This is a genomic window from Streptomyces sp. NPDC048106, assembly GCF_040706415.1.
Taxonomy (GTDB): Bacteria; Actinomycetota; Actinomycetes; order Streptomycetales; family Streptomycetaceae; genus Streptomyces.
This window is the reverse complement of the sequence record NZ_JBEZND010000001.1, coordinates 407309-420587: the sequence shown is the minus strand read 5'-3', so window position 1 is coordinate 420587 and position 13279 is coordinate 407309. Positions and strand designations below refer to the sequence as shown.

At 73.3% G+C, this 13279-nt stretch carries 10 protein-coding genes; 5 read left to right on the top strand and 5 right to left on the bottom strand.

The window, feature by feature from the left end; genetic code table 11:
- Nucleotides 1-90: 90 nt before the first annotated feature.
- Nucleotides 91-1473, top strand: coding sequence for an amino acid permease (locus AB0927_RS01880; RefSeq protein ID WP_366665482.1), 1383 nt, complete (start codon nucleotides 91-93; stop codon nucleotides 1471-1473).
- 115 nt (nucleotides 1474-1588) lie between these two features.
- Complete coding sequence (locus AB0927_RS01875; protein WP_366665481.1) at nucleotides 1589-2611, top strand: 2-hydroxyacid dehydrogenase; 1023 nt, start codon at nucleotides 1589-1591, stop codon at nucleotides 2609-2611.
- Nucleotides 2612-2681: 70 nt separating this feature from the next.
- Here the strand turns inward: AB0927_RS01875 and AB0927_RS01870 are convergent, their stop codons facing one another.
- Complete coding sequence (locus AB0927_RS01870) at nucleotides 2682-3344, bottom strand: DsbA family protein (RefSeq protein WP_366665480.1); 663 nt, start codon at nucleotides 3342-3344, stop codon at nucleotides 2682-2684.
- 139 nt (nucleotides 3345-3483) lie between these two features.
- Between AB0927_RS01870 and pepN the strand changes: the two genes are divergently transcribed.
- A complete protein-coding gene (gene pepN, locus AB0927_RS01865) occupies nucleotides 3484-6054 on the top strand; it encodes an aminopeptidase N (RefSeq protein ID WP_366665479.1) in 2571 nt (856 codons plus the stop codon).
- A 206-nt stretch (nucleotides 6055-6260) separates the two neighbouring features.
- Nucleotides 6261-7325 (top strand): hypothetical protein, encoded by a 1065-nt coding sequence (locus AB0927_RS01860; protein ID WP_366665478.1) that lies wholly within the window; start codon nucleotides 6261-6263, stop codon nucleotides 7323-7325.
- A 1-nt stretch (nucleotide 7326) separates the two neighbouring features.
- On the opposite strand, the gene AB0927_RS01855 is transcribed toward AB0927_RS01860, so the two are convergent.
- The 4 genes from AB0927_RS01855 to AB0927_RS01840 form a co-directional block, all read right to left on the bottom strand.
- A complete protein-coding gene (locus AB0927_RS01855; RefSeq protein ID WP_366665477.1) occupies nucleotides 7327-8502 on the bottom strand; it encodes a serine hydrolase domain-containing protein in 1176 nt (391 codons plus the stop codon).
- Nucleotides 8503-8596: 94 nt separating this feature from the next.
- A complete protein-coding gene (locus AB0927_RS01850) occupies nucleotides 8597-10366 on the bottom strand; it encodes a TIGR03767 family metallophosphoesterase (RefSeq protein WP_366665476.1) in 1770 nt (589 codons plus the stop codon).
- Between the two features lie 241 nt (nucleotides 10367-10607).
- Entirely contained in the window at nucleotides 10608-11417 is an 810-nt protein-coding gene (locus AB0927_RS01845; RefSeq protein WP_366665475.1) for a hypothetical protein, read from the bottom strand.
- Between the two features lies 1 nt (nucleotide 11418).
- A complete protein-coding gene (locus AB0927_RS01840) occupies nucleotides 11419-11964 on the bottom strand; it encodes a sigma-70 family RNA polymerase sigma factor (RefSeq protein WP_366665474.1) in 546 nt (181 codons plus the stop codon).
- A 292-nt stretch (nucleotides 11965-12256) separates the two neighbouring features.
- On the opposite strand from AB0927_RS01840, the gene AB0927_RS01835 reads away from it, so the two are divergent.
- Nucleotides 12257-13273: an aspartate-semialdehyde dehydrogenase gene (locus AB0927_RS01835; RefSeq protein WP_366665473.1), complete on the top strand. Its 1017-nt coding sequence runs from the start codon at nucleotides 12257-12259 to the stop codon at nucleotides 13271-13273.
- Nucleotides 13274-13279: the final 6 nt, after the last annotated feature.

Genomic DNA, 13279 nt, shown 5'->3' with positions numbered 1-13279 from the left:
CCGGATACTGGGCGGCCTGTCCCTCTGAGCGGACAGGTCGCCCAGACTGGCGTGGTTTTTACCGGCCTATTGCACGGGAGAGCCGCGCCCATGCCCAGCAGCACCCGCCCGGGAACCCCACGACTGGCGGAGAACCCCGCCCTCTCCCACGGCCTCAAGCAGCGCCACCTGTCGATGATCGCCCTCGGCGGCGTGATCGGCGCGGGCCTCTTCGTCGGGTCGGGCGCGGGCATCGCCGCCGCCGGGCCGTCCATCGTGATCGCCTACGCCGTCTCCGGGCTGCTGGTGATGCTGGTCATGCGGATGCTCGGCGAGATGTCGGCCGCCTACCCGTCCTCCGGCTCCTTCTCCGCCCACGCCGAGCGGGCGATCGGCCCGTGGGCCGGGTTCGCCGCCGGGTGGTCGTTCTGGGTGCTGCTGTGCACCGCCGTCGGCCTGGAGGGCATCGGCGCGGCGAAGATCGTCCAGGGCTGGGTGCCCGGCAGCCCGCAGTGGCTGTGGGTCGCCCTGTTCATGCTGGTCTTCCTGGGCACCAACCTGGCCGCCGTGAAGAACTTCGGCGAGTTCGAGTTCTGGTTCGCCGCGCTCAAGGTCGGCGCGATCTCGCTGTTCCTGGTGCTCGGCGTGCTCGCCGTCACGGGCGTGCTGCCCGGCACCGACTCCCCCGGCACCACCCACCTCACCCACTTCCTGCCGCACGGCGGCCAGGGCCTGGTCATCGGCCTGCTCGCCTCGGTCTTCGCCTACGGCGGCCTGGAGACGGTCACCATCGCGGCGGCGGAGTCCGAGGACCCGGTGCGGGGCGTGGCGCGCGCGGTGCGCACCGCGATGTGGCGCATCGCCGTCTTCTACATCGGCTCCATGGCCGTCGTCGTCACGCTGGTGCCCTGGAACTCCCCGGAGGTCGTGGCGCGCGGCCCCTACGTGGCGACCCTGGACCACCTCAACATCCCGGGCGCGGGCCGGGTGATGGACGTCGTGGTGTTCGTGGCCCTGCTGTCCGCGATGAACGCCAACATCTACGGCTCCTCGCGCATCGCCTACTCCCTGGTCGAGCGCGGCCAGGGCCCGAAGGCGCTGGCGAAGGTGTCCGGCGGGGTGCCCCGCGTCGGCGTCCTGACCTCCTGCGTCGTCGGCTTCGTCTGCGTGCTGCTGAGCTACTGGCGGCCCGACGATGTCTTCCCGTGGCTGCTGAACATGATCGGCGCGGTGATCCTGGTCGTCTGGATCTTCATCGCCGCCTCCCAGTTGCTGCTGCGCCGCCGGATCGAGCGCGAGGCGCCGGAGAAGCTGGTGGTGCGGATGTGGGGCTTCCCGTACCTCACCTGGGTCGCGCTCGCCGGCATGGCCGCGATCTTCGTGCTGATGGCCCGGCAGCCGGACACCCGGGTGCAGCTGTACTCGTCGGGCGCGATGACGGTCGTGCTCGCGGCGGCGGGGTACGCCCGGCAGCGGGCGCACGCCAGGCGCTGAACGGTTTCCGCCGGCCGGGGCGCGGGAGCGGGGAGGCCCTTGGGGGTCTCCCCGCTTTCGCCACACACAGGGGATTGACGCCCCTCAGGCGAGGATTACAACCTGTGTTCCTGTGATGACTTCCAGCGTGCGGGTGCTGGCCGCCGGCGACCGCTTCGTACTGCCCTCGCTGATCACTTCCGCGCTGGCCAGGCAAGCCCGATGCGATGTATGGGAGTTGACGCTCGGCCGGCCGCGGGAACCGTTCGGCGCGGTCGCCGAGGTGCGGGAGGCCAGCGACGCGGAGGACGAGCTGATCGCGGCCCTCGCCGGCGCGGACGTCCTCGTCACCCAGACGGCGCCGGTCACCGAACGGGTCCTCGCCGCCCGCCCGGAGCTGCGGCTGGTCGCGGTCTGCCGGGGCAACCCGGTGAACGTCAACCTCGACGCGGCCCGCAAACACGACGTCCGGGTGTGCTGCGCGCCCGGCCGCAAGGCCGCGGCGACGGCCGAGTTCACCGTCGGGCTGCTGCTCGCCGCCCTGCGGCGCATCCCGCAGGCCCACGAACTCCTCGCCGGGCAGGGGGACTGGGCGGGGTCGAGGTACTACACCTACGAGCACAGCGGCCTCGAACTGGAGGACCTGCCCGTCGGGCTCATCGGGTACGGCGCGGTCGGCAGACGGGTGGCGCGGGCGCTGGGGGCGCTCGGGGCGCGGGTGATGGTGTACGACCCGTACGCGCGGGGGGAGACGCTCGGGCTGCGGATGGCGTCCCTGGACGAGTTGCTGCGGCACTCGCGGGTGATCAGTCTGCACGCCCGGGTCACCGAGGAGACGCGGGGGCTGATCGGGGCGCGGGAGCTGGCGCTGCTGCCGCCGGGGGCGGTGGTGGTGAACGCGGCGCGGGGGGCGCTGCTGGACGAGGGGGCCCTGTGCGACGCGCTGGAGGACGGCCGTCTCGCCGTGGCGGCGCTGGACACGTACGCCGACGAGCCGCTGCCCGCCGACTCGCGGTTGCGGACGGTCGGGGGGCGGGTGCTGCTGACGCCGCACGTCGGCGGGGCGAGCCGGGCGGTGGCGGAGAAGGGGGCGCGGCTCGCGGCGGCGGAGGTGGGGCGGTGGGTGCGGGGAGAAGCCCTCGTCCACTGTCTGACGTAGGGCTTCCCCCCCTGGCTTCCCCCCTGGCTTCCCCCCGGTGACGAAGTCCCGCCGGCCGGGGCGGTCCGGCCTACAGGTTGCTGAAGTCGGGCCCCTGCGTGCGCGTCCGCTTGATCTCGTAGAAGCCCGGCACCGAGGCCACCGCAAGGGTGCCGTCCCACAGGCGGGCGGCCAGTTCGCCCTTGGGGGCGGGGGTGACGACCGGGCCGAAGAAGGCGATCTGCTCGCCGTCGTCGCCGGGGACTGCGATGACGGGGGTGCCGACCTCCTGGCCGACCTTGTCGATGCCCTCCTTGTGGGAGGCGCGCAGCTCGGCGTCGAACTCGAAGTCCTGCTGCTCGGCGTAGTCGATCAGCTCGGCCGGCAGGCCGACGTCGGCGAGCGCGCCGGCGATGGCCTCCAGGGTGGCGCCCTCGCCCTTGTTGTGGATGCGGGTGCCGAGCGCGGTGTACAGCGGGCCGACGACCTCCTGGCCGTGCTTCTGCCACGCCGCGGTGACGACCCGTACCGCCTGCCAGGCCCGGGTGGAGAGCATCTCCCGGTACTCCTCGGGCAGCTCGTCCAGCTTGTTCTCGTTGAGGACGGCGAGGCTCATGATGTGCCAGCGGACCTCGATGTCGCGGAGCTTCTCCACCTCCAGGACCCAGCGCGAGGTCATCCAAGCCCAGGGGCACAGCGGGTCGAACCAGAAGTCGACGGGGGTCTTGCCGGACGGGGACGCGTTCTCGGACATGGCTCTCCTCAGCGAAACGGTCTTCTGGACGGATCAACGGCGTCGTCGCGGAGTGCATTCCCCGATGAACCCCGTCAGGGGCACATGGCAGGATCGGTCCTGTTCAGCCCTCAACACGCGATCACAAGGGAGTGCCGCCGTGCCCGGTGAGAATCTGTCCCGCGACGAGGCCCGGGAGCGGGCCGCCCTGCTCTCCGTCGACGGATACGACGTGTCCCTCGACCTCAGGTCGGCCGTCGGCGACGCCGGCGGCGAGCCGCGCACCTTCCGCTCGGTCACCACGATCCGCTTCCGCTGCAACGAGCCGGGCGCCTCCTCCTTCGCCGACCTCATCGCGCCGAGCGTGACCGCGGTGTCGCTCAACGGCAAGGACCTGGACCCGAGCGAGGTCTTCGACGGCGCCCGGATCGCGCTGGAGGACCTGGCCGCGGAGAACGAGCTGGTGGTCGACGCCCAGTGCGCCTACTCCCGCACCGGCGAGGGCATGCACCGCTTCGTCGACCCCGAGGACGGCGAGGTCTACCTCTACACGCAGTACGAACCCGCCGACTCCCGCCGGGTCTTCGCCAACTTCGAGCAGCCGGACCTCAAGGCGCCGTTCCGCTTCGAGGTGCGCGCGCCCGAGGGCTGGACGGTGTGGAGCAACGGCGCCGGCGAACTCGCGGACGGCGTCTGGAAGTTCGCGGAGACGAAGCCGATCTCCACGTACATCACGTGTGTGGCGGCGGGGCCGTACCACTACGTGACGGACTCCTACTCGCGGACGTTCGCGGACGGTACGACGCTGGAGATCCCGCTGGGCGCGATGTGCCGCAAGGGTCTCGCGCCGCACTTCGACGCCGAGGACGTCTTCCTGGTCACCAAGCAGGGCCTGGACTTCTTCCACGAGAACTTCGACTACCCGTACCCGTTCGGCAAGTACGACCAGGCGTTCGTGCCGGAGTACAACCTGGGCGCGATGGAGAACCCGGGTCTGGTGACCTTCCGCGAGGAGTTCATCTTCCGCGGGAAGGTGACGCAGGCGTCGTACGAGGCGCGCGCCAACGTGATCCTGCACGAGATGGCGCACATGTGGTTCGGCGACCTGGTCACCATGGCCTGGTGGGACGACCTGTGGCTGAAGGAGTCGTTCGCCGACTTCATGGGCACGTTCGCCAACGTCGGCGCGACCCGTTTCAAGGACTCCTGGATCACCTTCGCCAACCGCCGCAAGGCATGGGCGTACCGCGCCGACCAGCTTCCGTCCACGCACCCGGTCACGGCGGACATCCGCGACCTCCAGGACGCCAAGCTGAACTTCGACGGCATCACCTACGCCAAGGGCGCCTCGGTGCTCAAGCAGTTGGTGGCCTACGTCGGCCAGGACGCCTTCCTGGAGGGCGCCCGCCGCTACTTCAAGCGGCACGCGTACGGCAACACGCGCCTGGGCGACCTGCTGTCGGTGCTCGGCGAGACCAGCGGCCGCGACATGACGGCCTGGTCCCGGTCCTGGCTGGAGACCGCCGGGGTGAACGCGCTGACCCCGCAGGTGCGCCTGGAGGACTCCCGCGTCGCCGAGCTGGCGGTGCTCCAGGAGGCCCCCGAGACGCACCCCGAACTGCGCCCGCACCGGGTCGCGGTGGGCCTGTACCGGCTCACGGAGGGCGGCGCCCTGGAGCGGTACGCGCGGGTGGAGACGGACGTGGAGGGCCCGCGCACGGTCGTGGCGGACCTCGCCGGCGCCGAGGCCCCGGACCTGGTGCTGGTCAACGACGACGACCTCACCTACTGCAAGATCCGCTTCGACGCCGCCTCGCTGGCCACGCTCCAGGAGCACCTGGGCGGGCTGACCGATCCGCTGGCGCGCGCGCTGTGCTGGTCGGCGCTGTGGAACATGACCCGCGACGGGCTGCTGCCGGCCCGGGAGTTCATCGCCCTGGTGCTGCGGTTCGCGGGCCGCGAGTCCGACATCGGCGTGCTCCAGATGCTGCACGCGTGGACCCACACGGCGCTGGACCGCTACGCCTCCCCGGCCTGGCGGGAGACCGGCGGCGCGCTGCTCGCCGAGGGCGCGCTGCGGGAGCTGCGGGCGGCCGGCGCGGGCAGCGAGCACCAGCTGGCGTGGGCCCGCTTCTTCGCCTCGGCCGCCTCGGCCGGGCCGGACCTCGCGCTGATGAGGGAACTGCTGGACGGTACGACGTCGGTCGAGGGCCTGGAGATGGACCAGGAGCTGCGCTGGTCGTTCCTGGAGCCGCTGGCCGCGCACGGGGCCGCCGACGAGTCGGTGATCGCCGCCGAGCTGGCCCGGGACGACACCGCGTCCGGCAAGCGCCACCAGGTCCGCTGCCTGGCGGCGCGCCCGTCGGCTGCGGTCAAGGCGCAGGCGTGGGCGCAGGTGGTGGAGTCCGACACGCTGTCCAACGCCCTGGTGGAGGCCACCATCGCGGGCTTCGGCCAGCCCTCCCAGCGGGAGCTGACCGCGCCGTACGCCGAGAAGTACTTCGCGGTCATCGACCGGATCTGGCGGGAGCGTTCGATCCAGATCGGCATGGACATCGTCAGCGGGCTGTTCCCCGCCTTGCAGGACCGGCCCGAGACGCTGGCGGCGGCGGACGCGTGGCTCGCGGCGCACGAGGACGCGGCGCCCGCGCTGCGGCGGCTGGTGCTGGAGGCGCGGGACGACCTGGCGCGGGCGCTGCGGGCGCAGGAGTGCGACGCGCGGGCCCGGTGACCCTTGGCCTGAGCCCGGGCGGTCGGTGACCGTTACCGGATCCGTGCCCCGACGGCCGTAACCCCTGGTCCGCACCGAGCGGACCAGGGGTTTTCGGTGTCCTTTCGGCATCCGAACACCTGACCTTTAGTTCGGGCTTGTCCGTATTATTCGACGACCGTGTAACAGGGGTTAAAGGGGGGACCAGGGGTGGGCATCCGAAGGGCATGACGCACAACACCCCGCTCTCCCCCCGCCCCCTCGGCCACCTCGGCCACGTCCCCGAGGCACACCAGCGGGTCCAGACCACGGCCCAGCTTCGCGCCCTCGGGGTGACCGCGGCCGAGTTGTCCCGGCGCTGCCGCCCGGCCGGGCCCTGGTCCCGGCTGCTGCCGCACGTCTACCTGTTGCACCCCGGGCCGCCGACGGACGAGGAGCGGCTGCACGGCGCCCTGCGGTACGCGGCCCGCGAGCCGGCGCCGGGCGTCCCCCTCCAGCCGACGGGACGCCACGCGTACCGCCCGCCCTATCCGGGCGCGGTGCTCACCGGCCTCGCGGCGCTCGCCCTGTACGGCTTCTCCCAGATGCCGGCGCCGGCGGACCTGGAGCACGTGGACGTCCTGGTGCCCCGGCAGCGCCGGCTGCGCTCCACCGGCTACGTCCGTGTCCTGCGCACCTCGGACCTGCCCGCGCCGCGCACGGTGACGGGGCTGCCGCTGGCGCCGGTGCCGCGGGCGCTGGCGGACGCGGTGGCGGGCCTGCGGGACGGGGCGGCCGTGCGGCGGCTGCTGACCGAGGCGGTGCGCGGCGGTCACTGCGAACCGGCGGCGGTCGTCAGGGAGTTGACCAACGCGAAGCTGCTCGGCCTGCCGCACGTGGTGGACGCGGTGGACTCGCTGGTGGCGCAGGGCCGCACGATCGCGGAGCACCGGCTGTACCGGATGGTCCGCGAGTACGGCCTCCCGGACCCGCTGTGGAACGTCGACCTGCGGCTGCCCGGCGGCCCCCGCCTCGGCGCCGTGGACGCCTACTGGCCGGACCAGGCGGTCGCGGTCGAGCTGGACACCCGCGCGCACCACGGGCAGCCGGCGGACGAGGCCGAGGAAGACGCGCAGTGGTCGCGGTACGCCCGCAAGCGGGAGCACCTGGAGCGGCTCGGCATCACGGTCGTCCACCTGACCCCGGCGAAACTCAGGGACGCGACGGAGCAGCAGGCGGCGGTGGTCCGTACGGCCCTGATGGCGGCGGACGACCGCGAGCCCGCCGCCTATGTGGTGGTCCTGCCCCGGTAGTTCAGGCCTCTTGCGGGGGCTCCCGCGGCACCAAGGCGGAGGGCACGGTCCAGTCGCGGGGCTGATCTCCGCAGTACTCCGCCTCCAGCACCGGTTTCGTGGCTCCCGCCCAGTCGCCGTTGAAGTTCAGCGCCAGCGTGTGGCGGCCGTCGGCCGTCGTGGCCGCGACCGAGGTGGAGCCCTGGATGTCGCCGGTGTGGGTCCAGACGTGGACGCCGCAGGACAGCCGCCGGTCCATGAGGCCGAGGCCGTAACGGACGTCCGGGGCGCCCTCGACCGCCACGGTGGTCTCCATCTCCCTCAACTGGCGGGCGGGCAGCAGCCGTCCGCCGAGCAGGGCGGCGTAGAAGCGGTCCAGGTCGGCCGAGTCGGAGATCATCGCGCCGGAGGCGGCGGCCAGGGAGGGGTCGAGTTCCGTGACGTCGTACGGCGCCCCCGCCGCCCCGCCGAACGTCGAGTAGGCCCGGCTCGCGGGCCCCGGGACCGTGACCGCCGTACCGGGCACGGAGGTCGCCGTCAGCCGCAGCGGACCGATGACGCGGCGGGTGATCTCGGTGGCGTACGAGTGTCCCGTGGCCTTCTCGATGACCATCCCGGCGATCACGTAGTTGGTGTTGGAGTAGCGCCAGGAGGAACCCGGCGCGAAGTCGGGTGCGTGGCGCATGGCGATGGCCACCAGCTCGCGCGGCGTGAGCGTGTCGTAGCGGTGCTCGCGGAAGCCGTCCTCGGTGAAGTACCGGGCGCGGAAGTCCCGGTCGGCGGTGTAGCTGGGGATGCCGCTGGTCTGGCCGAGGAGTTGGCGCAGGGTGATGCGGCGGCCGTCGTTGCCGTGGCCGTCGACCAGACCCGGCAGCCACGTGTCCACGGTGTCGTCCAGGGACAGCCGGCCCTCCGCCTCCAGTTGGAGCATGACGGTGGCGACGAAGGTCTTGGTCAGGCTGCCGATGCGGTAACGGTCATCCGGCGAACGGGCCTCGCCCGTGCGCAGGTCGCCGGTTCCGGCGGTGGCGGACCAGGTGCCCCGGGAGTCCCGGACGGTGACGGTCACGCCGGGCACGCCGGAGGTCACCGCCGCCTCGACGGCCGTAAGGGTCGCGGTGTGGGCGGCGGCCGGGGCGGTGAAGGCCGTCGCGAGGGCCGTCGCGCACAGCAGGGCGGTGGTACCCGTCAGGACCATGCGGGCCGGCATGTCTTCCCCCAACCTGTGAAGTGCGGTGGCCGGGGGAAGATACCCGGTCGGCTCGTCTCCCGTGTCCGGACTTCCGCGTGCGTCAGCCCTTCTTGAGCACCAGTTCGGTGTTGCGGTCGGCCGCGGCGCCCGCCAGGTTCGTCTTCGCGCCGGGCGCGTTGAAGGCCAGCTCCCGGTAGAGGGAGGCCAGGCCCGTCTGGGAGAGGTCGGCGAAGTCGGTGCGGGCCGGGGCCGCGGACTCGATCAGCGTGGTGAACAGGGAGACCGTGCCGTCCTTGTTGTCGGCCAGCTCGATGACGCGGGCGAGGTGCGGGTGGTCGATGTGGGAGGCGGTCGAGATCTCCCAGAAGGAGCGGCCCGAGGCCGCCCGGTGCGGGGTGATCTCGTTCTCGTGCTTGTGCCCGTTGACCCAGGCCAGCACGTTGGCGTGCCGGAACAGCACCGCGACCACCTCGGCGCCGGTGTGCCGCATCTCGCCGGGCCGGGCCGGATCGGGGCGGGTGTTGGTCATCGAGTCGCTGGTGTGGTGGCTGAAGACGACGGCGTAGGAGTCCTTGTTGTCACTCAACGTCTTGTCCAGCCACCTCAGTTGGGCGGAGCCGACGGAGCCCTGGTAGTGGCCGCCGGCGTCGGTGGTGTCGAGGCTGACGCCGATGACGTCCTCGGAGATCCGGAAGGCGTAGTACTGGGTGCCCGCGTCGAGGTTCGCCGAGGAGTAGCCGTGGCCCACCGGACCGTGGCCCTGGTAGGCCGGGTTCAGGTGGGCCTTGAGGTACTCGGCCGGGGTGTACAGGGCGCGCGTCTCGTCCGGCGTGACGGAGCGCATGCCGCTCGCCCGGGACTTGAGGAAGTCGCGGTAGCCGGCGCCCTTGGGGTCCTGGCCGCTCCAGATGGCGTCCTGGAGCTTCTTGGCGTCGGCGGCGCTCACGTCGAACAGCTTCTTGCCGCCGGTCGCGGCCTCGGCGAGGTAGGGGTCGCCGTGGGCGCCGTACAGGCCCAGCGGGAGGGCGTCGTGGTTGCCGACGGTGGAGTACCAGGGCAGGGCGAGGCCGGGACTGCGCACCTCCCGGACGGCGGCGGCGAGGAAGCCCTCCAGGTGCGGGAAGCCGAGCGCCTTGTCGCTGTCGCCGTCGGTGGACTCGGGCTGCCAGTACAGGGACAGCCCGCTGTTCTGCACGCCCTCGTAGTGTCTCGGGTCGCCGGTGTCGGGGGTGATCCGGCCGCCGCTCATCACCTTCATGAACCAGTCCAGTTCACAGCGGGCGTTGTTGTCGGTGTTGTCGCCGGTGGTCATGACGAACTGGAGCGGGGCGCCGGTGGCGGGCGCGCCGCGCAGCGCGTTGACCCGCTCCACCAGCGAGACCGCGCCGGGCACGGTGAGCGCCTCGTGCGGGCGCCAGGCGTCCTGGTGGGCGGCGCGCAGGTACTCCAGGCGCAGGGGGTGCTGGACGTCCTGGATGTGCAGGTCGGTGAACTGCACGAACGCCGCGAGGGCCCGGCGGCGCCGGTCCCGGCCCACCTTCGGTCCGGCCAGCTCGGTGCGGATCACGCGGTACCAGCCGGGGCCGTCGGAAAGCCGCCGGTAGCCGGAGCCGTGCGGGGTGGAGACGGTGGCGAGGGTGGTGCCCTCGCGGTAGGGGGCGAGCGTGGCGGCGGCGGCCGGCCGGGCGTGGGCGACCGGCGTCTGCCCGGTGGCGGCGGTGGCGGCCTCGCTGTCGGTGGGGCGCAGGGCGTAGCCCATGCCCGCGGCGAGCGAGACCGCTCCGGCGGCGGTGAGGACGGTACGGCGGTCGACCCCCGCGGCGGAGGCGGCGGAGGCGGCGGAGGCGGCGGCAGAGCGTAGGCGCGACATGGTGCGATCTCCCCGGGTGCGAACGCGTCGGCAGTGACCGCGGGCCGTCACGGACGCGAACGCCCCGCTTGCTATGGACCCTTGGCAACGGGGATGGCATCTATGCGAACGACACGGCAACACGCGGCGCCGATCTCCGTACGTGGATCTCCGGTACCCGGCGCCGCCATGGACGCGTCCCGGCCTCGCCGGGGGCCGGTCGCTTTCCGTTCAACTACGGGGGTAGCGGGCTTCCCCGGCCCTACGGGCAGGTGAGGTGCCGGGATCCGGGCAGGGCCGCCTCGATCCGGGCGCGGTCGGCGGCCACGGCGGCGTCCCCGACGGTCCACCGGCTCGCCTCCCGGCTGCCGCGGCCGACCTCGACGAGCACGTGCTGCCCCGGGCGCGGCGCCGGGTTCGCGGCGCCGTCCAGCAGGAAGCCGACCTCGGCCGGTCCGCGGGCGGGCTTGTACGACCGCTCGACGGTCACCGTGACCCGGCTCCCGGACCCCTGGGGCACGACCCCGGCCACCGTCCCTTCCACGACCACTCCGGCACAGGCCAGCTCCTGCCCCGTCCTCGCCCCGGGCCGGACGGCCTTGCCCCCGTGCCCGGCCCCGTCCCCGGAAGCGTCACCGGCCCCGTCTCCGCCCTTGTCCCCGGCCTGGTCCGCCGAGACGCCGCCGCCCGGGTGGGCGCCGAGCCAGCCGATCCCGGCGACGAGGGAGAGGGACGCGGCGACGGCGAGGGTGGTGAGGGCGGCGCGGAGGGGACGGCGGCGCGCCCGGCCGGCCGCACGCGCGGCGCGTACGGGGCGCACCGGGGACGCGGGCGCCGGGGGGTCCAGCTCCTCCGCCAGCCGCCCCAGCCCCTCCCGCAGCACCGCGAGGTCCGCCTGCGCCGCCCGGTGCTCGGCCAGGAACGCCGGGTCCCGGCGGGCCTCCTCCGGCAGCGGCTCCCCCGTGATCGCGGCCATCAGCGCGTCCGGGCCGCCGTACTCCCCGTACTCCCCGTGCTCCCCGCAGCCCTCGTAGTCCCCGTCCCCGGCGGTCTCCCCGTTCCCGGCGGTCATGTCACACCACCCCGTTCTCGTGCAGCCGGGCGCGCAGGGCGCGGACCGCCGTGTGCAGCCTGCTCTTGACCGTGCCCTCGGGGATGCCCAGGGCCTCGGCGATGTCCCGTACCGGCAGGTCGGCGTAGAAGCGCAGGACGAGCACCTGGCGCTGGGCGGCCGGGAGCTCGTCCAGGCCCTGGCCGAGGGCGAGGGACAGCACGCCGGCCTCCCCGCCGACGGCGGGCACCGGAACGGGCAGCGCGGCCAGCCGCTCCCCCAGCCGTTCCTGCCGCCGCCTGGCCCGGTGCCAGTCCATCGCGAGCCGGGAGGCGACCACCGCCGCCCACGCCGACACGTCCCGCGGCGCCTCCTGGCCGCCCGCGGTCCGCTCCAGCAGCCGCAGCCGCACCTGCTGCACCCCGTCCGCCAGCTCCGACTGCGGCACCCCGCCGAGCGCGAGCACCGCCCGCACCCGCCGCTCCTGGGCGGCGTCCAGCGGATCGTCGCCGGTCCCGCCGCGCGCCTGTGCCGTACCGCCGCCCCGCCGCGCCCCTCGCCGCAGCACGAGCCACCCCCTTCCCCGTCCGCCCCTACGACGCGGCACCGGGCGAAAACGTTCGGACCGTCCCCGGCCAACGGCAGAGGCGTACGTCACACCGCCGTATGACCGCGACCCGCGAGGGGCAGGGGCGGGGCCGGGGAACACCGCGGGACCGGAACCTTCCGCACGTCCGGTCGTGTCCCACTCCTCGGGCACATGTCGCAAAGAATTGGACAGGTGGACCGGGGTCGGCCGCATGATGGAAACGCCCCGGTCAGCCCGGGGCCAGGGCAGGAATCGGACAGAGGGAGTCGCCGTGAGGGTCGGAATCGTCGGAGCCACCGGTCAGGTCGGCACGGTCATGCGCAGGATCCTCGCGGAGCGGAACTTCCCGGTCACGCAGCTGCGCCTGTTCGCCTCGGCCCGTTCCGCCGGCACGGTGCTGGACGGCGTCACGGTGGAGGACGCGTCGGCCGCCGACTACACCGGCCTCGACATCGTGCTCTTCTCCGCGGGCGGCGCGACCTCCAAGGCGCTGGCCGAAAAGGTCGCCTCGCAGGGCGCCGTGGTGATCGACAACTCCTCGGCGTGGCGCCGGGACCCCGAGGTGCCGCTGGTCGTCGCCGAGGTGAACCCGCACGCGATCGCCGACCGCCCCAAGGGCATCATCGCCAACCCGAACTGCACCACCATGGCCGCGATGCCGGTCCTCAAGCCGCTGCACGAGGAGGCGGACCTCGACGGCCTCGTCGTCGCGACGTACCAGGCGGTCTCCGGGTCCGGGCTCGCCGGCGTGGCGGAGCTGCACGGCCAGGTGCAGAAGGTCGCCGCCGAGGCCGACAAGCTGACCCACGACGGCCAGGCGGTCACCTTCCCCGAGCCGCAGGTCTACCAGCGCACCATCGCCTTCAACGTGCTCCCGCTGGCCGGCTCGATCGTGGACGACGGGCTGAACGAGACCGACGAGGAGCAGAAGCTGCGCCACGAGTCCCGCAAGATCCTGGAGATCCCCGGGCTGAAGGTCTCCGGCACCTGTGTGCGCGTGCCGGTCTTCTCCGGCCACTCCCTCCAGATCAACGCCCGGTTCGCCCGCCCGCTCTCCCCGGAGCGCGCCACCGAGCTGCTCGCGAAGGCCCCGGGCGTCGCCCTCTCCGACATCCCGACCCCGCTCCAGGCGGCCGGCCAGGACCCGTCGTACGTCGGCCGCATCCGCCGCGACGAGACGGTGGACAACGGCCTCGCGCTGTTCGTCTCGAACGACAACCTCCGCAAGGGCGCCGCGCTGAACGCGGTGCAGCTCGCGGAGCTGGTCGCGGCGGAGCTGTCCGCCTGAGCCACG

Coding starts and splice junctions, on each gene's coding strand:
- AB0927_RS01845 (WP_366665475.1), bottom strand. CDS start 11,417: ATGACCGCCGGGAACGGGGAGACCGCCGGGGACGGGGACTACGAGGGC.
- AB0927_RS01875 (WP_366665481.1), top strand. CDS start 1,589: ATGACTTCCAGCGTGCGGGTGCTGGCCGCCGGCGACCGCTTCGTACTG.
- AB0927_RS01860 (WP_366665478.1), top strand. CDS start 6,261: ATGACGCACAACACCCCGCTCTCCCCCCGCCCCCTCGGCCACCTCGGC.
- AB0927_RS01850 (WP_366665476.1), bottom strand. CDS start 10,366: ATGTCGCGCCTACGCTCTGCCGCCGCCTCCGCCGCCTCCGCCGCCTCC.
- AB0927_RS01855 (WP_366665477.1), bottom strand. CDS start 8,502: ATGGTCCTGACGGGTACCACCGCCCTGCTGTGCGCGACGGCCCTCGCG.
- AB0927_RS01870 (WP_366665480.1), bottom strand. CDS start 3,344: ATGTCCGAGAACGCGTCCCCGTCCGGCAAGACCCCCGTCGACTTCTGG.
- AB0927_RS01880 (WP_366665482.1), top strand. CDS start 91: ATGCCCAGCAGCACCCGCCCGGGAACCCCACGACTGGCGGAGAACCCC.